Here is a 22,489-nt window from a genome sequence, read left to right as displayed (position 1 = left end):
CCTATAACTGACAATCATCAAAATGATCGCGGAAGAAGTCCCGAATCTCGGCGGCTTTGTCCATGGCATCGTCGTGGCCCAGCTGAATCAGGCGGCGGCAATAGCCTTCTGAAAACAGCAAATAACTCAGGATGCCCGAGCCATTTTTTTTGTTGTTGCCCTGACCATTCAATACCAGTTTCAGGGCTTTGGGCATTTCGTCGGCGTGTTCGCCCGCCAGCACATCCAAAGAGACACTGGGGCTAATGTCGAGCAGTTGAACAGGGCGTAGCTCCATGTCGTAGTGCTGACGTACGGATTTGGGGATGTGTTGCAGTGTGCGGTTAATACGCAGCAGGCGTTCAATGTCGGTTTCCATGCTGTCCAAAAACGCCGCATTGAGCATGTGGCCGAGCATTTTGGCCGGTGCCGGATAGGTGGTGTCGGGCACTTCCGGTTTGGTGCGGTGGGCAATAGCGCTAACGCCAATCACCATGATTTTTTCTGCGCCCAGGTGCAGGGCAGGGCTGATTGGAGCCAACTGACGTACCGCGCCATCGGCGTAGTACTGGTCGCCCAAGAACATGGCCGGGAAAATCATGGGAATGGCCGATGAGGCTAACAGGTGATCGATAGTTAGCTCGGCGCGCACGCCAACACGGCGCTGGCGTTCCCAGTTCTGGATTTCCGGGTGTCCCTCGAAAAACGCCGTCGACTCACCGCTGTCGATGCCCGAGCAGCTGACGGCAAGGGCGTACAAATGGTTTTCGTCAATGCAGCGTTTTACACGCTGAAAATCGACCACCTCTTCCAGCAGTTCTCGCAATGGCGCGTTGTCCAGCAGTGATACCGGGTCGTTTTTGTAGCGCCGACCGAAAATCATACTGCGGCTCATTTTCGCCAGCGAATTGGAAATGCCCCAGAAATCGGTGCGGTAGATTTGGTCGGGAGTGAAGTGCCGCCAGATGCGGTCCAGCTGGCGAATGCCACGGCGGTAGTCGTCGGCGTAACTGGCCAGGGCTATGCCGTTAATGGCCCCTGCTGAGGTGCCGGAAATGATATCGAACGGGTTGTAGTGTCCTTTGGGAAGGATCTCGTGGACGGCTTTTAATACCCCAACCTGATAGGCGGCTCGAGCACCACCACCTGACAAAATCAGACCGGTTCGTTGCAATTTCATAGCGTGCTACCTTGCTGAAGGCTGGCCTTGTGGTGCCAGCGAAATTTCAATGCCTGACCATGGACTTACGGTGATTGGCTACGGTCAATTGTTACAGTGAATGGGCACTTGCTGGTTGCTGGAAAACCGCCGGTCAGGCTGGAAGCCGTTACTGCGTTGGCGACAACGACTGTCCGCACGCTTTCAGTATAGTGCATAATGCCAGCCCGCTTTTGAGTCCTTGTTTGCAGGAGCAGCCATGTTTACCGGTATCGTCCAAACCCGTTTGCCCATTCATCATGTTGAACGCAAAGCCGATTTTGCGACCTTTGTGCTGAAGTTTGATGACCAACTGCGTGCCGGTTTGGAAATTGGTGCCTCGGTGGCGCTGAACGGAACCTGCCTGACGGCTCGTGAGATCAACGGCGAATTGGTCAGCTTTGATGCCATTGGCCAGACTCTGGCAGTGACTAACCTCGGCGCGCTGGAAACCGGCCACGAAGTGAATATTGAGCGCGCGGCCAAAATGGGCGACGAAATCGGTGGTCATATGATTTCAGGCCATGTGATGGGACAGGTTGCGGTAGTGGAGCGAATTGAATCGGAGCACAATCTGGTGCTGTGGTTCGAACGGCCGTCAGAGTTGGCGCCGTATCTGCTGGATAAAGGCTACGTGGCACTGAACGGTTGCAGCCTGACCATTGCAGAAGTAGGCGATGACCGCTTCTCTGTGCACCTGATTCCGGAAACCCGCGATGTTACGACGTTTGGTACGGCCAAGGTGGGGGATTTGATTAATCTGGAAGCCGACCCGCACACCCAGGCCGTAGTCGATACCGTCACTCGTTTGTTGGGCGACAGCCAGCTGCTGGTGCAACTGACTGAACGGCTGGCAGGCAAGGGCTGATTCCGGTGCGACTCGGTATGTGACCTGAGCATTGGCTCAGGTCTGGTTTACGGCTTTATGGCCTTTGAGGGCTTGGGCAAGGCCACTAGCCATCCAAGCAGTGGGAACGCCGCGAACCACATAACAAAGGCAGCATTCTGTTGCAGCAACAACAACACTCCCCCCGGAACCATGCTCAATAGCCACCACAGGGTGGTATTGCGTTTTCCCTGATAGGGAGACGCTTTGTGCGCGTGGCGGTTTTTGGGATCGGTATGTCGAATCCATGCAAATGCGGCCATTGTCGCGGCCAAAGCTAACAGGGTTGAGAACTCAGCCATGAGTCGTTGCTCCCTTGGTCGTTTCTGTGGCGGCTTGCATCGAAGTGATTGGCTTTAAGGACGTGGCTTTCAATGCCAACCATACAAACAAGGCCCCAAGTACTAGCAGGCTGATGTCCATACCGATGACTACGGCGTTGTCCTCCAGTCGATAAACAGACCAGTCACCATCTGCCGTAATCAGTCGTGCAATTGGCAGTACCAACAGGCTCAGACCCATCAACGCTTGTAATATCTGACTGGTTGCAGCGCCTGCGGGGCGAATAAAACCGACCAGAATACTGACCAGTGCTGCCGCAAAAAAGCCATTGATGGTCCAATCAATAACAACGTCCGGCTGGCGGTGGTAAGTTGCAAGGAAGCCAATAGCCGCACCGTTCATGGCAATCACAGTACCGTAAGCGGTGATGTCGGTGAGGCGTCCCATAAGTCGCCAGCGCGCTTGCTGCTCGCGGCGTGCTACCCATAGCTTGAGGCCGGTATAGGTGACATAGCACGTTGCCAGGCCAAGGCTGAGCCAGATGATTTTTGACAGCATCCCGGCAAACAAGCCGAAGTGAAATACCCCTACCAAAGAGATCAAGTCACTGCCAAAGGACGGTTGCTGACCCAGAGCGGGCTTTTTACCAAGGTACTCACCGGTTGCGCCATTGAACAAATGTGATCCACCGAACAACTGGCCATTGGCAGGTTCATGAAAGGTGGTAACACGAGCATCGACTCGGCCAGGGTGCTCAATAGAAATGAAGGTTGGCAAGCTGCCTGCCGCATCCGTTTGTTGCACACGGCTTACAATCGCTTCTACCCCAACAAATGGACTCGGAGTTGGATCTTCAGCATCCTGTATGCCCAACACAGCTTCAATGGCGGCTTGCTGGTCGCCTTCGAAGGCCGTGATGGCGATGACCGGCAACCCCAGTGTGGTGGCAAAACTGAAGAAAGCCCCGGTGAAGGCCACGATGATTGAGAACAGAATGCTCCAGGTACCCGCGAGAGTGTGTTTATCCCGCTTTTTGATGAGTCTGTTGGCACCGCGGGGCGACAGGAACAGGTCACGAATCAGGTTGCGGTGCATGATAAAGCCAGAGATAGCTGATACCAGCAGCAGCAATCCCAATAAGCCTGTCAGGTAAAGGCCGATGGGATTAGGTGCGTGCAGGCGAACGTGCAAGTCGACGAAAAAGTCTTCAAGGAAACTGCTGGTGATGTCGGGCATATCGTCAGCAAAGCCATCATGGCGGCTGACAATACTGAAGTCTTCGGGGTCAAGCACAAAGCGCGTGCCGATGTCGGCCAGCATGCCGCTGTCATTTTTTTCATGGGTATGAAAAAACGCAATCAGGTAGCCCGCAGAGTTTTGATAGAGGCTAACGTCGTGGCGGTACTCTTCTGGCACCTGCTCGGTCAGTGTGGCCATGGATTGGTCTATTTTTCCGGCCAGTGCGCCATCCATTTTGTGGCCACTGACGGACCAGGCGCCAATTTCGTGGGCAAATACCACCACGGCTCCGGTCAGAACGACGACATAAAGGGCGAGCCCAAAAAGTACCGCGCTCCAGCCATGAATATCGAGCATGCGGGCGGTTTCTGCTTTTGGCATACGAATCATGACAACATCCCCATAATGGAGGCCGCCACCAGCGAGCCGTTGATGATCAGTAACGCCGTCATGACCAGCGTGGCACGTTTAAGGCTTGGGTCCATGACGGCATAGAAGAAGCATAGGGCCCATATAAGTGGGAAGATCACCAGCGGGATAATCAGGTTGTCGACGGCCGCAGGGCCCTCTGGTAGCCATAAGGACATGGACGCCATGATGACAATGGAGAGGATCAGTGCCATCAAACTGGCCAGCCAGAAACGGCCGGACCACAAATATCGGAAGCGGCGAGTGCTGTTGGGGGTGTCTCTCATCGGAGTACCTGTGAACGTTGATCGTCGTGGTATTATTGATATGGTAATGATTATCATTAATTTATGGGCGAAAGTGTACCGCAATTTCTTCCGGGTTGGCCCATAGGTTACAGGTGCCTCTGTGGTCTATGACTGGGAGCTGGGAGCTGGGAGCTGGGAGCTGGGAGCTGGGAGCTGGGAGCTGGGGAGTGCTTTATGTTTGTTGGGGCCTGAACATTTCTTGCGTGGTTTTTAGAGGAAGGTTGAAGGTTTCTGTCCCACTAGCGAAATAACTGGAGAACAAATGGGCATTGCTGGAGCCTCTGAATAACTCGGTTATCGCTCTGTCATTCAGAGGCCCTGGCCGTTACAAGCTATTCAGAAACGCGATAATATCGCGGGATTCGAACATCCACTGTTCTTCGCCTTGTTCGTTGGTGATCAGCAAACAAGGAACCGTAGTGCGGCCAGTGGCTTTTTGCTGCTGTTGGCGATATTCCGGATTTTGCAACACATTGCGTTTTTCTACCTCCACATTCAGGCCCGGAAGGCTGCGAAGAACCATCTGGCAGAATGGGCACATATCGTAGTAGTAGAGCGCGTAATTCATAGTTTTCCTCTAACACAGCGGATGATGGATCGGCATGCAAGCGTGTCGCCAGCCGTCAGGGAATCCGCCTGAACAAGACAATTTCATGGATATTCTAGAACACCTTATTCTCCTTGTACTGGCGATAATCGCCAATTGGTTTTCTGCATTGGCCGGTGGTGGTGCGGGTTTGATTCAGTTGCCGATGCTGATTTTCCTCGGTTTGCCGTTTTCGCTGGCACTGGCGACCCACAAGGTGGCGACAGTGGCTTTGGGGGTGGGGGCCACGGGGCGTCATCTGAAAGAAGGCCATTTGCAGTGGTGGTTGATTGCACTGATTGCCGGTGCCGGTATTCCCGGTGTGGTGAGTGGTGCGCTGTTCATCATTGGAGTAGACGATCGCAGCGCGGAAATTGCGCTGGGGATTTTGATGCTGGCGCTGTCGGCTTATTCCATTTTCAAACCGGATTTGGGGTTGGATGAAACACCACGTCACAGAGATGCGTCTGGCATGGTGATCGGCGGTCTGATTCTGTTTGTGATTGGTGTGATGAACGGTGCACTGTCGGCGGGTAGTGGGTTGTTTGTCACTCTATGGCTGGTGTACTGGTTTGGATTTGAATACAAAAAAGCCGTAGCACACACCCTGGTGGCGGTTGGCCTTGGCTGGAACGGCTCGGGGGCGTTGACCATGGGTGCTGTGGCCGATGTGCAGTGGAGCTGGATTCCAGCGCTGTTACTCGGTTCGGTCATTGGCGGTTATCTGGGAGCGAACAGCTCCATCAAGGCTGGCAACCTGACCATCAAGCGGTTGTATGAGGGGGTGACTCTGGTCGTGGCATTGAAGCTGTTGGTCGGGGAGTTGTTGTAAGTTTCTCTGTGGTGTTTGCCTGATGGGCACGAGTGCCCATCCTGTCTTGCGGCTTGTCACCTCGTTTGAGGTACCCCACTGTCTATGCCATGCAACAGCGTGACCCATGCCCCGATTTTGCTTCCCAGGGTGAAAATCCGACAGGCATAATCCGCCTCCATTTGCTCATTTTTCAGAGCATCCCTGAACCATGCTGAGTTGATTGATCGGAGGGCGATATGAATCATTGGTTGATTCTGATGGTGGCGATTGTGCTTGAGGTGATTGCAACGTCGGCACTGAAGCAGTCGGATGGCTTTTCTAAGCTGGTGCCATCGGTAGTGGCCGGTTTGGGGTACGCCGGGGCGTTCTGGCTGTTGGCCATTTCGCTGAAAACCATTCCGGTGGGCATTGCCTACGCCGTTTGGGCTGGGGTTGGCATTATGGCAATTACCTTGATTGGCTGGGTGCTGTATGGCCAGAAACTGGATGTTCCGGCGATTGCCGGTGTGGCCATGATTGGCGGCGGGGTAGTGCTGATTAACGTGTTCTCAAGCGTGAGTACGCATTGATCATTGGGTCTGAGGGCGTATGTCGTAGGAGCGAATCGGGACGCGCAGTTTCATTCGCGAATGAATTCGCTCCTACAATACCGGTGATTACCACATCAGTTGGGCGGGGCCCAACCTACAGGGAATCCCGCTGATGGAATCTGATATCCATCACCGGGATTAAAAGGCCTAAGCCATTACCACATCAGGTCGTCTGGAATCTGGTACGCCGCGTATGGGTCGTCTTCTTCCATTACGTCGCCGGATGCGTCGGCAATCATAATGTAGTGTTCAGGGTCACGTTGCTTAACCTTGTCAGCAACCTGCACCGGCACCACTTTGTAAACCGCTTCTTCCTTCACTACTTCCAGCAGGATGATGGCCAGCTGGCCACGGCTCAGGCGATCCCACACGGCCTGATTCACGTACATCTGTTTCACTTTTTTGTCGTGAACGAAGTTGTACTTGATCTCACCGTCGCAATCGATGGCGTTGGTTTTGATCAGCTGCTTCACCTGAGCGACGATGGCCTTTTGCTTGGCGGCCTCTTCGCGCTGACGGTTCAGCTCTTTATCGCGGGCGGCTTTTTCCTTGCGCGCAGCTTCTGCGGCGGCGGCGGTGTCTTCGATGCCTTCGTCGTTACCGGTACGCTTGGCGTGCGCGGTTTTCTTCATTTCCTTGGCGTTTTTCTTGGCCTTCTTCTGATTGATCAGGCCCATTTCCAGCATTTGTTCTTGCAGTGACTTGGCCACTTGAATCTCTCCCTTGCCTTACTTGCTGCCGCCAGCCCAAACGCCTTCCGGCATCAGGCCAACCAGTTTGTCGATGGTGCTGTTGCGTTCTTCTACGGATGCAGAAGTGACCGTCACGTGGCCCAGCTTACGGGCAGGACGTGCTTCCTTACCGTAAGAGTGTACGTACACACCGGCCAGACCATCGGCAGCAATGGTTGGGGTCTCGTCACCGATGACGTTCAACATGGCAACGGCCGGGTATTTGGCTTCGGTGTTGCCCAGTGCTTTGCCGGAAATCGCCAGCATGTGGTTGCGGAACTGACTGGCGTCCGCACCTTCGATGGACCAGTGGCCGGAGTTATGCACACGTGGTGCCACTTCGTTGGCTACCAGACCGGATTCAGTATCGAACAGCTCCAGGGTGATGGTGCCGACGTAATCGAGGCTGTTGGCCAAATCGGTGATGTAGGTACGGGCTTGTTCGGCCTTGGCATCGCTCAGACCTTCGCATGGGAACAGCGAGTAACGCAGAATGCCTTCGTGGTGAACGTTTTCGGTCATCGGCCAAATCACCACATTGCCTTCAGCGTCGCGGCTGGCAATAACAGACGTTTCACGGGAGAAGGTAACGAAAGCTTCAGCAATCAGCTCACGGCCGCCAATGGCGTCCCAGGCTGGCTCGGCGTCTTCCGGCGCGCGCAGTACAAACTGACCCTTGCCGTCATAGCCTTCGGTGGTGGTCTTCAGCACGATTGGCAGACCCAGCTGCTCAACGGCACTTTTCACGTCTTCCAGCGAGTTTACGGCGCAGAAGTCGGCGGTGGCGATGCCCGCAGCACGCAGGGCGTTCTTTTCCAACAGACGGTTCTGGAAGGTTTTCAGGGCATTCAGGCCCGGTGCCAGTTTGTCGGCGTGGTCTTCCAGAATGGCAACGATATGAGCCGGGATGTTCTCGGTCTCGTAGGAAATAAGGTCATTCACGGCGATAAACGCACGCAGGGCGTCATCACTGTGAGCGCGCAGGTCGTACAGGTTTACGTCGATGTCTGCCAGGTCGGTGATGCTGTCTTGCAGCATCTGACCCAACTGGCCATTGCCGAGAATACCGATCTTCATATCTTGCTCTTGCCTTAATTACGGTTGTCGGAGTTCAGAAAAACAAAAAGCGGCTGGAGAGCCGCTTTTTGGAGTGCGATTCAGATCGCGAATTGTACCTGCTGAATCAGAAGGCGTCGCGTGGATCTGGCTGCGACAGCACAGTTTCGGTCTGATTGGCACGGAATTCGTCGATGCGAGTCATCAATTCAGGGTTGCTGGTGGCCAGAATCTGCGCAGCCAGCAGGCCTGCGTTCTTGGCACCGGCATCACCAATGGCCAGCGTACCCACGGCAACGCCGCCTGGCATTTGCACGATGGACAGCAGCGAGTCCAGGCCATTCAGGGCGCGGGACTTAACTGGCACGCCCAGCACTGGCAGGGAGGTTTGGGAAGCAACCATACCTGGCAGGTGAGCGGCGCCGCCAGCACCGGCGATGATGACTTTCAGACCGCGATCGTGGGCGCTTTTGGAGTAATCGAACAGCAGGTCTGGAGTACGGTGTGCGGAAACAACCTGTACTTCGTATTCCACACCCAGGGTGTCGAGTGTTTCAGCGGCGAACTGCATGGTAGGCCAGTCGCTCTTGGAGCCCATGATGATGCCAACCTGAACTGTCATTGGGTAAACCCTCTTACTGCGGGTCGGCCATGCGCTGATAGAAAGTGTGCGCTTCCAGCCAACCTTGATTTAACACCGGAAGGCCCAGGCCTTGCCGGTGAACATTCTCTCGCCAGAAAAAATAACTCCACGCCCCGGCGGAACCTGAAGAGGTCCGGGCTGGTCTTGTTGGCAATTGGGAATCGACCAGCGACGTTGCTGGTACAAAATTCGGGCCGAAGGACCATCGGAGATCGGTCTCTGGCGAGGCCGATGAAAGAAAGCGCGAAAGACTATCACATGGCGATTTAATAAACAGCCAACAAAAAAACTACCGATCTTCTTTGTTTAATTGTTTTGGGCTATTAAAAACAGCTATCGGAAGGATAGCTGTGCGGCGCTCCAGCAGGCTTGGGTTCGTCCTGTGGCACCGTTATGATGGCGTTATTCATTTAAAAGGAACGAGCACGCATCATGTTGACTCTGTTATCGCCAGCCAAAACACTGGACTACGAGACACCCGCAACGACCAGCACCAGCAGCCAGCCACGCTTTCTGGACGACTCTGCCGAACTGATCGACGTGCTGCGCAAATACTCGCCGGATGAAATCGGCGGTTTGATGAAGCTCAGCGACAAGCTGGCCGAACTGAACGTTGAGCGTTATTCCAGCTGGCAATTGCCGTTGAATGAAAGCAACGCCAAGCAGGCCATTCTGGCCTTCAAGGGTGACGTTTACACCGGTCTTGAGGCTGAAACCTTGCAGCAGCAGGATCTTGAATACGCTCAACAGCACGTGCGTATGCTGAGCGGTTTGTACGGCATCCTGAAGCCGCTGGATATGATGGCGCCATACCGTTTGGAAATGGGCACCAAACTGAAGAACCCACGGGGCAAGGACTTGTACGAATTCTGGGGCAATACGCTGACAGAATCGCTCAATAACGAGCTGGTAGAACACGACAGCAAGGTGGTGGTGAATCTGGCGTCTAACGAGTATTTCAAATCGGTAAAGACCAAACAGCTCAGCGGCGAGTTGATTACGCCCGTGTTCAAGGATGAGAAAAACGGTAACTTCAAAATCATCAGCTTCTACGCCAAAAAAGCCCGTGGCATGATGGCTCGATACATCATCGACAAACGTATCGACACGCCAGAGGAACTGAAAGCCTTTAACGTGGCCGGATACAAATACTGCCCAGAAGATTCCAAAGGCAATACCTGGGTGTTTAATCGAGCCGAAAAGGATCTGCCAAATGCATAAACTGACCTCTGTTTTCCGCAAAACCTTGTTGACGACTGCCATGGTTGCAGGCGCAGGTTTGGGGTTGAGCGGTTGTGTGCTGTCGCCTCAAGTGGTTGAACTGAACGAAACCGCCAACGTACCGGCCGGAGAACTGAGCCAGCCACGCAATGCGCTGGTGCGCGTTGTTGACCAGCGCGGCATGGAAAACGATTTGCTAGGTTATCGCGGTGGCCGTGAGCCGGAAAACTCGCCGCTGCTGACCAAAACCGATCTGAAAACCTCGCTGACCAACCGCCTGCGCTCGTCACTGGCAAACGTGGGTTTTGGCAACGGCACAGGTGCCGATCCGGTGAAAGTTCAGCTGGACGTCAACACCTTCAACTACCAGTGTAATGAAGGGGTGATGGTGAACGAATGCACCCTCGACCTGACCTTCGCGATGACTGTCATGAACGGTGCTGACACCTTCGACAAACCATACAGCATCAGCGAAACCCGCTCTGTGGTGGCGTCACCAGCACAGGTGTACAACGAAGAATGGGTGAACGAAGCGCTGGATAAAATCTGGGGCCACATTTTCAAAGACCCTGAATTCCTGCGTGCGTTGGGCGTTCGCTGAGAGACCGGTTTTAATTAACCGATGAACTGAAAAGCCCCGGCGGGAAACCGTCGGGGCTTTTTCATTGCGCTTGTGCTGGTGAATAAACTGGTATCCATGCGGTTACTGGTCTGTATTCTGATGCCATAGCGTCAGGATTCTTTTTGGTCTGGTACGGTTCATTTGGGTTTCGTAACTGATACTGATCTGATACTTCGGTTCGCCTTTCCTGTTGATAGCCTGTTCATCATACGGTTGGACTTCCCTCTGGCATCTTTCTTATCAACGGATATGACATGGCTACTTTTCTAAATGACTCTGACATGGACAGGATAATTGAGTTATTGATTCTCAAGGCAAAGAGGGAAGTCACGCTCATTTGTCCGAACATCAGCATGCCAGAGCATTTGCTGACATTGCTGTGCGAACGCGCAGAGCAAGGCATCAAGGTAAGCCTGGTATACCGCCATCAAAAATTTGTCTCACGTCTTTATTCGTTGACCCGGTTGCCGAATTTGTCGGTGTTCGTCAGTCATAATCTGAATGCGCGTTGTTATTGCAACGAGAGCAATGTGGTCATGGCCAGTCGACCACTCAATTCCGAGGTTGATTCGCTGGACATGGGGGTGTTGTTGACTAAATCGGGCGACAGCGCTGCCTTTGTTTCTGCGCGTTCAAAGATTGATGACATCAAACAAGCGGCGGAGATGCTGATTCATAACACGCCGGAAACGCTGGACGAGCCACCGAGTGTCTCGGCGTTGTCGAGTGTTTTCTACGCATCAGCCGAGGAGCCTGTAGAGTCTCCCTCGGCCATACGTTACTTCGCAATGGCCAATGATCCTGCCATTAACGATGCTGCTGCGGCAGCAGTGCCTTCTGTACCTTCGCATCAATCGGCGGTCATAGAGTCACAGAGTCCTTCAGAAAACGTCAATCTACTGACCACCACTGAGCTGGCTGATCATTTGAAAGTGACAGAAGGCGCTTTGGTTAGCCAATTGGTTGCCGATGGCTTTCTAATCAAGCAGCAGCAAAACTATTACATGGCGGCCTGTGCCAAGCGGTTGGGCGCCATCAGCCGAGTGGTTGATAACGTTTTGGTGTTTATGTGGCCGACGGACCTTTGGCGAAAGACAGCCTGAGCATATCCAACTGAACAGGCTTCGGCTTGCTCCGTCAGTCCTAGGCCAGCTCCGATTGAATATCGGCAATCACTCGGTTACGGCCCTTGCTCTTGGCGCTGTAAAGGGCGTTGTCGGCCCGCAATACCAGCTGGCGGGCGGTGTTGCCCGGGCCGTGGCATTCGGCCAAGCCTATGCTTGCAGTGACGTGGTCAACTTCGCCAAACTGTTCTGCGGCAATGGCCGTGCGCAGTTTTTCTGCCAAACGGAATCCCATGGAGCCGGAGGTGTTGGGCAACACCAGCATGAATTCTTCACCGCCCCAACGGCCAATCAGGTCGTTCTCACGGCTGTGCTGGCTCAGCACGGTTGCCACGCGCTTCAGCACTTCATCGCCTTCCAGGTGGCCGTAGACGTCGTTGATTTGTTTGAAATGGTCGATGTCGAGCAGCATCACAACGAAGGTTGCGTCATCGTCCAGTACCTTGTTGAGCTGGGTTTCAATGTAGAGTCGGTTGGACAGCCCGGTCAGGCTGTCGGTGGTCGACAGAATCGACAGTTCACGGTTTTTGCTGCTGAGGGCGTCATTGGCGTCTTGCAAACGGGCTTCCGCCGCATTGCGCAGGCCCATCTCGGTTTTTAATGCCCGGTTCAGGCGCGCCAGTTTCCAGTTCCACAGCACGATGCCCAGCATAATAACGAAAATAATGGCGACGATTTTCCACACCAGATCGTAGTTAACCTGCTGATCAAACTTCACCGCCACCCAGCGTTGGAACACCCGGGAGCGTTCTTCTTCGGTGATGTAGTCGGTGGCCTTGTTGAACATCGACAGCAATTCGGGGCTGTCGTTACGAACGGCAATAGCGAGTTTCCAGTCTTCGTCCAGTCGGCCGCCAATCTTCAGGTTAATAAACCGTCCTTCACGAATCGCGTGGCCCACAGGGGCAATGGCGCCAATCATGCCGAACAGGCGGCCTTCTTCAACCTGTCGCAAGCCTTCGGTGATGTCATCCACTTCAATCACTTTCAGGCTGGGGTAATCCTGTTGCAGCTTGTTGAGCAAACCGTAGCCACTGGGCACCGCGATCACCTGATCATCCAGCGACTTCAGGCCGTCCACAAACATGGCGTTTTCCTGAATGGCAATCACCAGAGGCAGGCGCAAGTAGGGTTTGGTGAAGTTCAGCTGGCGCGCCGCTTCCGGAGTTTCAAAGGCGGCCGACATGATGTCGCAGCGGCGATTCTGGGCGTATTGCAACGACTGCGATGTGCTGTCGGTTTGCACCATGGTCAGGCCAATCCCAATCTGATTGGCCATCAGATTGAGGTAGTCGGCCACCATACCTTCGTGTTTGCCGCCCTGGCCGATCTTCTCTAACGGCATCCAGTCCGGGTTGGCGCAGAAGGTGATGTTTGGCTGATTGGCCAGCCAGGCTTTTTCGGCTTCGTTCAATTCCATGCCGTTTTTGGGGCGGGCGACGTAGTTCTCGTTGCCCATCCAGCGCTTGGAAATCAGCGCCATTTCTTCCCTTGAGATCGACTCGATGGCGCGATCCATAATGCCTTGCAGGATTGGCCAATCAGAGCGAACGCCAATGCGCAGGTTGGCCAGATCAGGCTGTCCCAGCTCGACTTCACCGGTAATGGAGAGGTCATTCATCAGATTGCGGGCAATCAGGTGGTTCACCACGGCGGCCTCTGCCAGCGAGGCATTGGCTTTACCAATAGAGACTGCTTTTAGACCGTCTAACACGTCTTCGACGTAATGGATTTTGATGTTGGGGTAATCACGGGTGAGCACTTCTTCGTAGAAAGAGCCTTTGGTGATGGCGACCGTTTTACCGTTGAGTTGATCGATGGATTCGTAGCGTTGGTCTTTCTTGCTGGTAATCACGTTCGGGTTGTAGGCGAACGGGCGGGTGAACCGAATGTACTCACGGCGTTCCGGCGTATTGACCACATTCAACATCACGTCCAGCTGACGATCCTTGGTCATCGCCAAGAAGTCGCCCCAGCTTGGGCCGCTTATGTATTCAATCCGAAAACCGGTTTTGCGGGCAATCAGGTTCATGACATCGATCGAATAGCCCTTTGGTTTGCCCTGTTCGTTGAAATTGAACGGCGGCCAATTCAGCTCGTTGTGAACACGCAAGACCGGATTGGCCTCCAGAAAGGCCTTTTCGTCCTTGTCCAGTTGCAGCACTTGGGTGCTTTGCAAACCGCTGCTCAGCCAGCGGCGCGCCAGACGATCACGCTCCTGGCCGGTTACGGAACGCAGGGCTTTCTGCAAAATGCCCTGGAAGATGCCCCAGTCGTTACGGATGCCGATGCGCAAGTCGATGTTGAACAGGGGGTTGTCGATGCCACCAATGACCTTGAGGTTGTTCAGCATGTGATTACGGATCACAAAATTCTGCACTGCAACGCCGCTTATCGTGGCGTCGGCGTGGCCGAACGACACGGCCTTCAGGGCTTCCAGTTGATCACTGACCAGCAGTAACTGGATGCCGGGGTAATGCTTCTCGATGGTTTCCTGATAGAAAAACCCTTTTGGAATTGCCAAAACCCGGCCATTCAGGTCGCGCAAATCGCGTACTTCGTTGTTGTCGTCACGAACGGCAATGCCGGGTGGGTTGTTGAAATAGGGATCGGTGAAGAGGATGAACTTGCTGCGGTCTTCGGTCTCGACGATGTTCAGCATTACATCGAGATCCTTGTTGGCCAGCATGTTGGTGAATTCGCCCCAGCTTGGCCCGGTAATGTACTGAACCTGAATGCCAAGTTTCTCGGCCAGCAAGTCCATAAATTCGATGGAATACCCCTTGGGGCGGCCAAACTCGTAGTAGTTGAACGGTCCCCAGCTGGTTTCATTGTGAACCCGGATGGTTTGATGGTTTTTCAGCCAGGTTTTTTCCTGCTGGGTCAGCCCCATGTCGGCTGCCGGTTCATTGGATTCGGAGGCCGCAGAAACCGGATTGATAACGCCGAACAGACCCAGGCACATCGTGAAAAGCAGCATTCGGCAGCGTTGCCACACTGCCGAGAGGGAATGGAAACTGGCAAACAAGGAATTCACAAAGCGCCTACATCTTGAAACAAATGGAAACAGAGCCGTGATTCTAGCGCCTGGTGGTTGTTTTATAAACGACCAATATGGCCAACGGTTGTTCAATGTTCGTGAATGGTTGAGTGGCCGGAAATAGGGTGGCTCACGCTGGCCAGCGGAGGCTGATAGAGCCTGCCAGGGCACTTTTGGATGGATTGCTGTCGTTCGTTGAGACGAAATACGGTAAATTGCACGTTATTGTGCGCCGTATCTTCGGCGCTTTTATTTTCGCCTGTGACGTTCAGGGATACGAACATGTCAGATCTCAGTTTTTGGTTTCTCTTCTTTTCTACGGCCTTGGCGTTGAATATCGCACCGGGTCCGGATTTGCTCTATATCCTCACCAAGACCATTGCTAACGGCCGTAAGGTTGGTGTGGCGTCTGCGCTGGGCGTTTGCACCGGTGCACTGTTTCATGTGTTTGCCGCAGCGGTTGGTCTGTCTGCCATTTTGGTGTCGTCAGCGTTGGCGTTTACGGTGGTGAAGTTTGTGGGTGTGGCGTATTTGCTGTATCTGGCCTGGGATTCATTCAAGTCGGCAGGCACCAGTTTGCAGGTGTCGGCTGATGGCCAGCCAAAGGAATCGGCATGGGCCGCATTCCGTCAGGGTGTACTGGTGGATATTCTGAACCCGAAGGTGGCTATTTTCTTTATGGCTTTCTTGCCGCAGTTTGTGCGCGAAGGGCAGGGCGCGGTGCCATTGCAGTTGGTGTATCTGGGCTTGTTGGTGATTGCCGTGGCGGTGGTGGTTGAAGTGTTATACGTGTTGCTGGCCTCCAAGCTGACCAATAAGGTTCGCAGTAGCAAGCGTTTGAGTGTGTGGCTGGACCGTACCGTTGGTGCGGTGTTTGTGGCGCTGGGCATCAAACTGGCGGTCAGTTCGAGCCGATAATCAGTCGTTCAGGTAACCATACAGCTATTACAGCAGCTGTTCTGGCAGCCGTTTTATCCGGTATGCCGTGTTGATGAGCCGCTTTAATAGCGGTAATCAATCGCTCGATGCTGAACCCGGCCGCAGCGCTGGCGTCCCAGAACGGTGTTCAGAATTTCAAGGCGTTCGATCTTATGATGCGATGGTTACAACCCCGATGGCTGTTCCCCCTTCTGATGCTGGCATTGGTATCGGCCTGTAGCAATGCGGACTGGCGTACTGCCAGCCGGGAGCCAGCTGGTTTGGCACCAGATCCAGAGCAAACGTCGGAAGCAGTGATTGAAGTGTATGGCGCGGATGCGTTCAGCTGGCGTGGCTGGTTTGCTATTCATACCTGGATTGCGGTGAAGCCCGCACAGGCGTCTGAATATACGGTATATGAAGTGGTTGGTTGGCGCGTGAAGCGTGGCTTACCTGCGCTGCGCGAATACACTACAAGCACACCCGACCGGTTTTGGTACGGTGCCGAGCCGGAGGTGCTGTTGTCTATCACGGGTAATAAAGCTGCCGAGTTGATACCGCGTATTCAGGAGGCTGTGACTCGTTACCCGTGGGCCAATGAATATACGGTGTTTCCGGGGCCAAACAGCAATACCTTTCCGGCTTGGGTAGGCCTGCAAGTTCCTGAGCTGGATCTGGATTTGCCATTTAGTGCGATTGGCAGTGGTTATGCGGATAATGATGAGTAGCCAGGGAGCCTCTGAGTCAGTAGTGGCTTATCCCCCCTCCCGCAGCTCCCGCTCCAACCAATCCAGAAACAGTGCCGCATCGGGTGCCAGTTTCTTGCCGGATTTCCGTACCAGATAAAATGACTCGCTGGCTGGCAGGCGTTCCGGTAGCGGGGCGACGAGTCGGCCTTCAGCAAGAGCGTCTTCCACCATGGCGCTTCGTGCCAGTGCAACTCCGGTTCCAAGTTCGGCCAGTTTGAGGGCCGATACCACGTTGTCTACCTGAATACCGTGGGATGGGTCGATGTCGTCTTCGTTCATCAGGGAAAGCCAGTAGCCCCAGCCTTCTTCATAGCCCATGACGTGCAGCAGGGTAAGACCTTGCAGGTCTTGTGGGCTGTTAATGGGATGCTGCTTCAGCAGCTCTGGCGAACAAACCGGGAAGAGTTCGTCCCAGCTCAGGCGTTGCGACAGATGCCCGGCCCATTCACCGCTGCCCCAGCGGATTTCAAAATCGTCGTCGGCTTCGACGTCTTTCACCCACAAGGTGCTGGTGTAGCGGATATCGATGTCTGGGTGTTGGGCATTGAAGTCGCGAATGCGCGGGGCCAGCCAGGTCATAAAGAACGACAGGCTGCCACGAATTTTTACCGGAACGCGTTGGCTTTGGCTGAACAGTTCGGTGGTGGCAGCGGCCAGTCGTGAGATGGAGTCCTGAACAACCGGCAGGTAAGACTGGCCTTCGTCGGTAAGGGCAATGCCGCGCGGCAGTCGTTTGAACAGGGCAACGCCCAGATGACGCTCCAATAGCCGGATTTGCTGGCTGACGGCCCCTTGGGTCAAGTGCAGTTCCTGCGCGGCTTTGGTGAAGTTCAGGTAGCGGGCAGATACTTCAAAGGTGCGAAGCCAGTTCAGTGGTGGCAGGGTTTTTTGCATGGTTTTGTTGGGGCCGGTGTCAGTTCGGCCCCGAGTATACTGGATTGTTTTGTCGCGCGGTTAAACGTGGTGCAGCACCTGGCCCAGGAACTGTTGCAAGCGTGGATGTTGCGAGGTGAAGAAGGTGTCCGGGGATTCTTCCAGTACCAGCTCGCCGTCTTCCATAAATACCACCCGGTCGGCGACTTCTTTGGCAAAGCCCATTTCGTGGGTAACCACCACCATGGTCATGCCTTCGCGGGCGAGATTCTGCATAACCTCCAGTACTTCACCGACCATTTCCGGGTCGAGGGCGCTGGTGGGTTCGTCGAACAGCAGGATGTCGGGCTTCATGGCTAGCGCCCGGGCAATGGCCACTCGCTGTTGCTGGCCGCCTGAAAGCCGTGCCGGGTAGTTGCTCATGCGGTCAGCCAGGCCCACGCGGGTGAGCAGTTGTTCGGCGGTTTGTTGGGCTTCTTTGCGGCTTTGTTTCAGCACCTTCATCGGCGACAGCATGACGTTTTGCAGCGCGGTTTTGTGTGGGAACAGATTGAACTGCTGGAACACCATGCCGACTTCTTCGCGCACCTTGTTGATGTTGGTCGCTTTATCGTTGAGGTCGACGCCTTCAATGCGAATGCTGCCGGAAGAAATGGTTTCCAGCTGGTTCAGGGTGCGCAAAAAGGTCGATTTGCCCGAACCGCTGGGGCCAATAATCACCACGACTTCGCCACGATGAATGTCCAGTGATACCTGTTTCAGGGCATGGCAGCCGTTAGGGTAAACCTTGTCGACCTCGTGGGCTTCGATGATGACATCGTTTGCGCGCTTGTGTGCAGTTTGCTCAGGCATCAGCGGCCATCCTTTTTTCCAAACGTTGGATCAGCAACGACAACAAGCCAGTGATCAACAGGTACAGCAGGGCAACGGTGAACCACACTTCAAAGGGCGCAAAGTTGCCGCTGACCACTTCGCGTCCGGCTTTGCTGAGGTCGGTAATCGAAATCACCGATACCAGTGAGGAGTCCTTGATCAGGTTAATAAACTGGCCCGCCAGCGGTGGCAGGGTGCGTTGAATGGCTTGCGGCATGATGACGTACACCATGGCTTGCACGTAGTTCATACCTAACGAGCGTGCGGCCTCCATTTGCCCAGGTGGAATTGATTGAATGCCCGCTCGCACAATTTCGGCCACATAAGCCCCGGTGAAAATCGCCAGCGCCGCGACACCCGCCGTGAAGCGGTCCAGGTCGAACACGGTGCCAATAAAGAAGTAAACGATGAAAATCTGCACCAGCAGCGGGGTGCCACGGATGATTTCAATGTAGGTAATGGCCAGATCGCGCAACACCACTTTTTCAGAGATGCGCATCAGGCCAAAAATCACCCCCAGCAGAATGGCGAACACCAGCGATACCACCGATATTTTGATGGTGACCCACAGACCAATGGCGATGGTGCCAAAGCGCCAGCCGTGTTGCTGGGCAATGGTGTCGCCCTGAAACACCATGTCGCCGTCCATTACCAATAGCTCGTAGCCAACAGGGACGAGTTGCGGCTCGCCGCCAGCATCCGGCTCGACGGTCAGTTGGCCGTTTTCATCAATCCACGCAGTACCGTCGCTGTGTGCCAACACGTCTTGTGGGGTGGTGTCGATGACGTGCGGCCACAGCCGTTCCCAATTCCAGGTGTAATTAATGCGTTGGCCCGACAGGTAAATACCGGATACCAGTACTGCCATGATCAGCAGGTACAGGCCGTGGCCCAGCCAGGGGCTTTTGGTGGAGGCGTTTGGAGTCATGTCTGGAAAATGCGGTGGCTGAAAGTTCAACAGCCGCGGCTATGGGAAGCATAACCGCGGCTGCTGCTGACCAGTGTAGCGTTTTACCGCTACAACTGTGGCTTATTGAACCTGTTTTACCCAGGCGTCGGACTCAAACCACTTGGCGTAAATGCGATCGTAGGTACCGTCGTTCTTGATCATCTTCAGGTAGTTGTTGAGGAAGTTCAGGAAGTCCGGGTCGCCGCGACGAATGGCCCAGCCCAGTGGCTCGTAAGTGAAGCTGGCATCCAGGTGGATCACTTTGTCTTTGTGCTGGGAGGCGTACAGGGCGTTGTATGGCAGGTCGTAAACGAAGGCGTCGGCCTTGCCATTGATGACTTGCAGCACGCCATCGGCGGAGGTTTCAAACAGGTTCAGTTTGGCTTTTGGCAGGTGCTTTTCCGCAGCCATGGCACCGGTCGTGCCGATTTGACTGGTGATGGTGTACTGACCGTTGTTCAGGTCCTTGTAGCTTTTGATGGTGCCAGCCAGCTCTGGACGGATCAGTACGGTTTGGCCAATTTCCAGGTAAGTGTCGGCGAACATCACTTGCAGGTTACGCGCTGGGGTAATGCCCATGCCACCAATGATGATGTCGCATTTGCCGGTTTGCAGGGCCGGGATAATGCCGTCCCACGCGGTGTTAACGGGTACAAACTTTACGCTCATGGAGCGCGCCATGTGCTTGACCACGTCGATATCAAAACCAATGAAATTGCCGTTTTTGGCCTTCATGTAGAACGGCAGGTAACCCGCTTCAAAGCAGCCGTGCAGTTCGCCGCTGGCCAGAATGCCATCGATGGCGGATTTGTCCGCAGCGGAAGAAGAGGCAGATGCGCCCAGCAGGGAGGTGCCCACCAGCAAGGTGGCCAACATGCGTTTCAGTACAGAGGTCATAACAGGTCCCGGTTCTGTTGTTATTTGGCGTCAGAAAAGCGCGTAACTATAAAGAAGCGGTTACGGTCTGAGTAACGACGATATGGGTGTCTAAGACCAAGGTTTTTTAATGGCTGGTTTTGGTGGGTGGTTTTGAAAGTGTAAAAATAGAGGTTTTTAGAGGAGTTTTCGGGCGGTTTAGCAGGATTTAGAGAGGTCCTGCCAAGTTGTTGAGATTGAATTTCAACAAAAGCATCAATTCGATTAATGAAATGATAGGTTGAAAAGATCGATTCGGCTACACTGCCGCGCTGATTTAACCAACGGAATTTCCCTTATGACTTCTCTGACGATTCTGGATGGCGGCATGAGCCGCGAACTGCAACGCCTGGGCGCCCCTTTCCGACAGCCTGAGTGGTCGGCACTGGCCATGATGGAAACTCCGGAAATTGTTAAGCAGGCACACAAGGAATTTATTCAGGCGGGCTCTCGGGTGATTACCACCAACAGCTACGCCCTGGTGCCGTTTCATATTGGCGAACAGGTGTTCGAGCAGCGAGTGGGTGAGCTGGCTGCCAATTCTGTTGCAGTAGCCCGTGCTGCTGCTGAGGAAAGTGGTGAGGCGGTGACCGTTGCAGCGTCCATTCCGCCGCTATTTGGCTCCTACCGTGCCGACCTGTACGAAGCCGACCGCTTTGAGGAAATCGCCCGCCCGTTGGTTACCGCACTGGAAGCCGGCAATCCGGACGTATGGCTGAACGAAACCCAAAGCCTGTTGGCGGAAACCCTTGCCATGAAAGCGCTGGTGGACAGCATCGACAACGAGAAAAAGCCGTATTGGGTGTCGTTCACGCTGGAAGACTTTGAACCTTCCGATACCCCGAAACTGCGCTCAGGCGAAACTGTTCGTGACGCGGTTGAAGCCATGGCAAACGCCGGTGTTGATGCGATTTTGTTCAACTGCAGCCAGCCAGAAACCATCTCTGACGCCATTCGCGTGGCAAAAGACGTATTGGCCAATAGCAGTGACGAACGCATTCAGAACATCAAGGTGGGTGCTTACGCCAACGCTTTTGCGCCTCAGCCAAAAGATGCCACGGCCAACGACGGCCTTGACGAAGTGCGCCCGGACCTGACGCCAGAGACCTACACCGTGTGGGTTAAAGAGTGGAAAGACATGGGCGCTGATATGATCGGTGGCTGCTGTGGCATTGGTGTGGAGCACATTGCCGCGATTAAAGCGCTGGGGTTGTAACCGCTATCGAGAGCAAGCTCTCTCCCACAGGTTGTGCAGTTGCTTGTGGGAGGGCTTGTTGTTGAATTCAGCGGGACTGTATCGCGAATAAATTCGCTCCTACGATTTTGTCAGACCCAAAAAACCAACCCCAGGCCCCTTAGGCCCCTTAGGCCCCTTAGGCCACTTTGGCCGCTGTCACTGCATTGCGTGGCTTCCAGAACATCACGGCATTTCCTGCCAAAATCAGCACCAGCCCGACGACAGCCGCGAAGCGCCATTCATAACCTTCAAACAGGGTGGATATGGTCAGCGCGACCAGCGGGAACATGACGGTAGCGTAGGCAGCCTGGCCGGTTCCTATGCGGCCAATCAGCAGGAAGTAGGCACCAAATCCCAGTATCGATCCAACAATGGCAAGGTAAAACAGGCCACTCAGGTAGGGCAGTCCGGTGTCTATGCGGAATTCGGTGCCGCTCAGCAGGATTACTGCCAGCATGGTGATGGCGCCGTAGGTCATGGCGTAGGCGTTGGTGGTGAATACATTGAGGCCCCGTTTTTGGTGGCGGGCGCTGATGATATTGCCGAGTGAAAATCCATAAGTGCCCAACAAACACAGGCCAATGCCCAGCAAGGTGTCAGTATTGGCGCTGGAGGCGGTCAGGTCGTGCCAGAACAGGCTGATGATGCCGACGATGCCGAGGCTGTTGGCCAGCATCAGACGGGCGGTTACCCGTTGTCCCAGAAACAGCACACCGTTGATGGCATTGAACAGGATCGCCATCGAGAAAAGCACCGACTCAAGCCCGCTGTTGATGTAGTGGTTGGCCTGATAGAAGCACAGGAAATTGAAGCAGAACACGCACATGCCTTGCAGCACACAGAACAGGTGATCGGTGCGGCTGATGCGGGTTAGTTTGCCCATTAAGGCGACCATGGGCACCAGCAGCAAGGCGGCCAGTGCAAAGCGGTAAAACACAGAGACCGCTGCCGGCACGTCACCGGTTTGCATGGCGATGGCGATCCAGGTGGTGCCCCAGATCAGTACGGTGGTGGCGTATAAAAATACTGTCATGGTGTTTACCTGTTTTGGATTTGAAGAAGGATTTTGCAGTCGGATTGTGAAGTCAGATTGTGAAACTGGACTGGTCGATATGTGAGTATGCTGCCGTTTTGCCTGCGTGGTCGCTGCTACCAACTTGCGCCATTTGCACATTCTTGCGGTTAATTTTTCAAAAACGTCTGTTTCAGGGCTTTGCCACGGGCGACCGCTTGGCGGTTGTTGATCAC

At 54.4% G+C, this 22,489-nt stretch carries 24 protein-coding genes; 9 read left to right on the top strand and 15 right to left on the bottom strand.

Annotated elements, in window-relative coordinates; translation table 11 throughout:
* Position 1: 1 nt before the first annotated feature.
* Positions 2–1,159 carry a patatin-like phospholipase family protein gene (locus G516_RS0114975; protein WP_028294321.1) on the bottom strand — a complete coding sequence of 386 codons (1,158 nt, stop codon included), beginning with the start codon at positions 1,157–1,159 and terminating at the stop codon, positions 2–4.
* A gap of 238 nt (positions 1,160–1,397) precedes the next feature.
* Here G516_RS0114975 and G516_RS0114970 point away from each other — a divergent pair, with 238 nt between their 5' ends.
* Entirely contained in the window at positions 1,398–2,045 is a 648-nt protein-coding gene (locus tag G516_RS0114970) for a riboflavin synthase (protein WP_028294320.1), read from the top strand.
* A gap of 47 nt (positions 2,046–2,092) precedes the next feature.
* Here the strand turns inward: G516_RS0114970 and G516_RS0114965 are convergent, their stop codons facing one another.
* The 4 genes from G516_RS0114965 to G516_RS22770 all read right to left on the bottom strand — a co-directional run bounded on the left by G516_RS0114965 (position 2,093) and on the right by G516_RS22770 (position 4,868).
* Positions 2,093–2,365 (bottom strand): hypothetical protein, encoded by a 273-nt coding sequence (locus G516_RS0114965; RefSeq protein ID WP_028294319.1) that lies wholly within the window; start codon positions 2,363–2,365, stop codon positions 2,093–2,095.
* A complete protein-coding gene (locus tag G516_RS0114960) occupies positions 2,358–3,974 on the bottom strand; it encodes a PepSY-associated TM helix domain-containing protein (protein ID WP_028294318.1) in 1,617 nt (538 codons plus the stop codon). The genes G516_RS0114965 and G516_RS0114960 overlap by 8 nt, the downstream gene beginning before the upstream one ends.
* Positions 3,971–4,279, bottom strand: coding sequence for a hypothetical protein (locus G516_RS22775; RefSeq protein ID WP_084645094.1), 309 nt, complete (start codon positions 4,277–4,279; stop codon positions 3,971–3,973). The genes G516_RS0114960 and G516_RS22775 overlap by 4 nt, the downstream gene beginning before the upstream one ends.
* Positions 4,280–4,625: 346 nt before the next feature.
* Positions 4,626–4,868 (bottom strand): glutaredoxin family protein, encoded by a 243-nt coding sequence (locus tag G516_RS22770; RefSeq protein WP_051219476.1) that lies wholly within the window; start codon positions 4,866–4,868, stop codon positions 4,626–4,628.
* A gap of 85 nt (positions 4,869–4,953) precedes the next feature.
* Between G516_RS22770 and G516_RS0114945 the strand changes: the two genes are divergently transcribed.
* Both G516_RS0114945 and G516_RS0114940 read left to right on the top strand, forming a co-directional pair.
* Positions 4,954–5,718: a sulfite exporter TauE/SafE family protein gene (locus G516_RS0114945; protein ID WP_036536719.1), complete on the top strand. Its 765-nt coding sequence runs from the start codon at positions 4,954–4,956 to the stop codon at positions 5,716–5,718.
* A 218-nt stretch (positions 5,719–5,936) separates the two neighbouring features.
* Positions 5,937–6,269: a DMT family transporter gene (locus G516_RS0114940; RefSeq protein ID WP_028294316.1), complete on the top strand. Its 333-nt coding sequence runs from the start codon at positions 5,937–5,939 to the stop codon at positions 6,267–6,269.
* A gap of 176 nt (positions 6,270–6,445) precedes the next feature.
* On the opposite strand, the gene G516_RS0114935 is transcribed toward G516_RS0114940, so the two are convergent.
* The 3 genes from G516_RS0114935 to purE form a co-directional block, all read right to left on the bottom strand.
* Complete coding sequence (locus G516_RS0114935) at positions 6,446–7,000, bottom strand: DUF2058 domain-containing protein (protein WP_028294315.1); 555 nt, start codon at positions 6,998–7,000, stop codon at positions 6,446–6,448.
* 18 nt (positions 7,001–7,018) lie between these two features.
* Entirely contained in the window at positions 7,019–8,098 is a 1,080-nt protein-coding gene (locus G516_RS0114930) for a 5-(carboxyamino)imidazole ribonucleotide synthase (protein ID WP_028294314.1), read from the bottom strand.
* 106 nt (positions 8,099–8,204) lie between these two features.
* Positions 8,205–8,699 (bottom strand): 5-(carboxyamino)imidazole ribonucleotide mutase, encoded by a 495-nt coding sequence (gene purE, locus G516_RS0114925; protein WP_028294313.1) that lies wholly within the window; start codon positions 8,697–8,699, stop codon positions 8,205–8,207.
* Positions 8,700–9,152: 453 nt separating this feature from the next.
* On the opposite strand from purE, the gene yaaA reads away from it, so the two are divergent.
* The 3 genes from yaaA (at position 9,153) to G516_RS0114910 (ending at position 11,666) form a co-directional block, all read left to right on the top strand.
* Positions 9,153–9,941, top strand: coding sequence for a peroxide stress protein YaaA (gene yaaA, locus G516_RS0114920; protein ID WP_028294312.1), 789 nt, complete (start codon positions 9,153–9,155; stop codon positions 9,939–9,941).
* Complete coding sequence (locus G516_RS24045; protein WP_028294311.1) at positions 9,934–10,542, top strand: YajG family lipoprotein; 609 nt, start codon at positions 9,934–9,936, stop codon at positions 10,540–10,542. Before yaaA ends, G516_RS24045 begins: the two co-directional genes overlap by 8 nt.
* Positions 10,543–10,817: 275 nt before the next feature.
* The gene (locus tag G516_RS0114910) at positions 10,818–11,666 is read left to right on the top strand and encodes a hypothetical protein (RefSeq protein ID WP_028294310.1); all 849 of its coding nucleotides are present in this window, start codon (positions 10,818–10,820) and stop codon (positions 11,664–11,666) included.
* 40 nt (positions 11,667–11,706) lie between these two features.
* Here G516_RS0114910 and G516_RS0114905 read toward each other — a convergent pair whose 3' ends face one another.
* Positions 11,707–14,667: a transporter substrate-binding domain-containing diguanylate cyclase gene (locus tag G516_RS0114905; protein ID WP_028294309.1), complete on the bottom strand. Its 2,961-nt coding sequence runs from the start codon at positions 14,665–14,667 to the stop codon at positions 11,707–11,709.
* Between the two features lie 149 nt (positions 14,668–14,816).
* Positions 14,817–15,011 carry a hypothetical protein gene (locus tag G516_RS0114900; protein ID WP_028294308.1) on the bottom strand — a complete coding sequence of 65 codons (195 nt, stop codon included), beginning with the start codon at positions 15,009–15,011 and terminating at the stop codon, positions 14,817–14,819.
* On the opposite strand from G516_RS0114900, the gene G516_RS0114895 reads away from it, so the two are divergent.
* Both G516_RS0114895 and G516_RS0114890 read left to right on the top strand, forming a co-directional pair.
* Positions 15,010–15,645 carry a LysE family translocator gene (locus tag G516_RS0114895; protein ID WP_028294307.1) on the top strand — a complete coding sequence of 212 codons (636 nt, stop codon included), beginning with the start codon at positions 15,010–15,012 and terminating at the stop codon, positions 15,643–15,645. The two genes, G516_RS0114900 and G516_RS0114895, sit on opposite strands and share 2 nt — an antisense overlap.
* A gap of 107 nt (positions 15,646–15,752) precedes the next feature.
* Positions 15,753–16,373: a DUF3750 domain-containing protein gene (locus G516_RS0114890; protein ID WP_322785994.1), complete on the top strand. Its 621-nt coding sequence runs from the start codon at positions 15,753–15,755 to the stop codon at positions 16,371–16,373.
* A gap of 27 nt (positions 16,374–16,400) precedes the next feature.
* Here G516_RS0114890 and G516_RS0114885 read toward each other — a convergent pair whose 3' ends face one another.
* The 4 genes from G516_RS0114885 to G516_RS0114870 form a co-directional block, all read right to left on the bottom strand.
* Positions 16,401–17,288: a LysR substrate-binding domain-containing protein gene (locus tag G516_RS0114885; RefSeq protein ID WP_028294305.1), complete on the bottom strand. Its 888-nt coding sequence runs from the start codon at positions 17,286–17,288 to the stop codon at positions 16,401–16,403.
* Between the two features lie 60 nt (positions 17,289–17,348).
* Complete coding sequence (locus tag G516_RS0114880; RefSeq protein ID WP_211225127.1) at positions 17,349–18,119, bottom strand: amino acid ABC transporter ATP-binding protein; 771 nt, start codon at positions 18,117–18,119, stop codon at positions 17,349–17,351.
* On the bottom strand, positions 18,112–19,068 hold the full coding sequence (locus tag G516_RS0114875) for an amino acid ABC transporter permease (protein ID WP_036536967.1): 957 nt from the start codon (positions 19,066–19,068) through the stop codon (positions 18,112–18,114). The genes G516_RS0114880 and G516_RS0114875 overlap by 8 nt, the downstream gene beginning before the upstream one ends.
* A 102-nt stretch (positions 19,069–19,170) precedes the next feature.
* On the bottom strand, positions 19,171–19,986 hold the full coding sequence (locus tag G516_RS0114870; RefSeq protein ID WP_028294302.1) for a transporter substrate-binding domain-containing protein: 816 nt from the start codon (positions 19,984–19,986) through the stop codon (positions 19,171–19,173).
* Positions 19,987–20,302: 316 nt separating this feature from the next.
* On the opposite strand from G516_RS0114870, the gene G516_RS0114865 reads away from it, so the two are divergent.
* Positions 20,303–21,220 carry a homocysteine S-methyltransferase family protein gene (locus G516_RS0114865; RefSeq protein ID WP_028294301.1) on the top strand — a complete coding sequence of 306 codons (918 nt, stop codon included), beginning with the start codon at positions 20,303–20,305 and terminating at the stop codon, positions 21,218–21,220.
* A 157-nt stretch (positions 21,221–21,377) separates the two neighbouring features.
* Here the strand turns inward: G516_RS0114865 and G516_RS0114860 are convergent, their stop codons facing one another.
* Entirely contained in the window at positions 21,378–22,274 is an 897-nt protein-coding gene (locus tag G516_RS0114860) for a DMT family transporter (protein ID WP_028294300.1), read from the bottom strand.
* Positions 22,275–22,489 lie beyond the last annotated feature (215 nt).

The organism is Oceanobacter kriegii DSM 6294, assembly GCF_000422845.1.
Classification (GTDB): domain Bacteria; phylum Pseudomonadota; class Gammaproteobacteria; order Pseudomonadales; family Oceanobacteraceae; genus Oceanobacter; species Oceanobacter kriegii.
This window is presented reverse-complemented; position numbering and strand designations above follow the sequence as displayed.

Bases quoted from the DNA above. Each gene is read 5' to 3' on its own strand.
- G516_RS0114880 (WP_211225127.1), bottom strand. From the start codon at position 18,119: ATGCCTGAGCAAACTGCACACAAGCGCGCAAACGATGTCATCATCGAA.
- G516_RS0114945 (WP_036536719.1), top strand. From the start codon at position 4,954: ATGGATATTCTAGAACACCTTATTCTCCTTGTACTGGCGATAATCGCC.
- G516_RS0114895 (WP_028294307.1), top strand. From the start codon at position 15,010: ATGTCAGATCTCAGTTTTTGGTTTCTCTTCTTTTCTACGGCCTTGGCG.
- G516_RS0114900 (WP_028294308.1), bottom strand. From the start codon at position 15,011: ATGTTCGTATCCCTGAACGTCACAGGCGAAAATAAAAGCGCCGAAGAT.
- G516_RS0114905 (WP_028294309.1), bottom strand. From the start codon at position 14,667: ATGCTGCTTTTCACGATGTGCCTGGGTCTGTTCGGCGTTATCAATCCG.
- G516_RS0114930 (WP_028294314.1), bottom strand. From the start codon at position 8,098: ATGAAGATCGGTATTCTCGGCAATGGCCAGTTGGGTCAGATGCTGCAA.
- G516_RS0114960 (WP_028294318.1), bottom strand. From the start codon at position 3,974: ATGATTCGTATGCCAAAAGCAGAAACCGCCCGCATGCTCGATATTCAT.
- G516_RS0114890 (WP_322785994.1), top strand. From the start codon at position 15,753: ATGCTGAACCCGGCCGCAGCGCTGGCGTCCCAGAACGGTGTTCAGAAT.
- G516_RS0114910 (WP_028294310.1), top strand. From the start codon at position 10,818: ATGGCTACTTTTCTAAATGACTCTGACATGGACAGGATAATTGAGTTA.
- G516_RS0114970 (WP_028294320.1), top strand. From the start codon at position 1,398: ATGTTTACCGGTATCGTCCAAACCCGTTTGCCCATTCATCATGTTGAA.
- G516_RS22770 (WP_051219476.1), bottom strand. From the start codon at position 4,868: ATGAATTACGCGCTCTACTACTACGATATGTGCCCATTCTGCCAGATG.
- G516_RS0114875 (WP_036536967.1), bottom strand. From the start codon at position 19,068: ATGACTCCAAACGCCTCCACCAAAAGCCCCTGGCTGGGCCACGGCCTG.
- yaaA (WP_028294312.1), top strand. From the start codon at position 9,153: ATGTTGACTCTGTTATCGCCAGCCAAAACACTGGACTACGAGACACCC.
- G516_RS22775 (WP_084645094.1), bottom strand. From the start codon at position 4,279: ATGAGAGACACCCCCAACAGCACTCGCCGCTTCCGATATTTGTGGTCC.
- G516_RS0114940 (WP_028294316.1), top strand. From the start codon at position 5,937: ATGAATCATTGGTTGATTCTGATGGTGGCGATTGTGCTTGAGGTGATT.
- G516_RS0114860 (WP_028294300.1), bottom strand. From the start codon at position 22,274: ATGACAGTATTTTTATACGCCACCACCGTACTGATCTGGGGCACCACC.
- G516_RS24045 (WP_028294311.1), top strand. From the start codon at position 9,934: ATGCATAAACTGACCTCTGTTTTCCGCAAAACCTTGTTGACGACTGCC.
- G516_RS0114870 (WP_028294302.1), bottom strand. From the start codon at position 19,986: ATGACCTCTGTACTGAAACGCATGTTGGCCACCTTGCTGGTGGGCACC.
- G516_RS0114965 (WP_028294319.1), bottom strand. From the start codon at position 2,365: ATGGCTGAGTTCTCAACCCTGTTAGCTTTGGCCGCGACAATGGCCGCA.
- G516_RS0114885 (WP_028294305.1), bottom strand. From the start codon at position 17,288: ATGCAAAAAACCCTGCCACCACTGAACTGGCTTCGCACCTTTGAAGTA.
- G516_RS0114865 (WP_028294301.1), top strand. From the start codon at position 20,303: ATGACTTCTCTGACGATTCTGGATGGCGGCATGAGCCGCGAACTGCAA.
- purE (WP_028294313.1), bottom strand. From the start codon at position 8,699: ATGACAGTTCAGGTTGGCATCATCATGGGCTCCAAGAGCGACTGGCCT.
- G516_RS0114975 (WP_028294321.1), bottom strand. From the start codon at position 1,159: ATGAAATTGCAACGAACCGGTCTGATTTTGTCAGGTGGTGGTGCTCGA.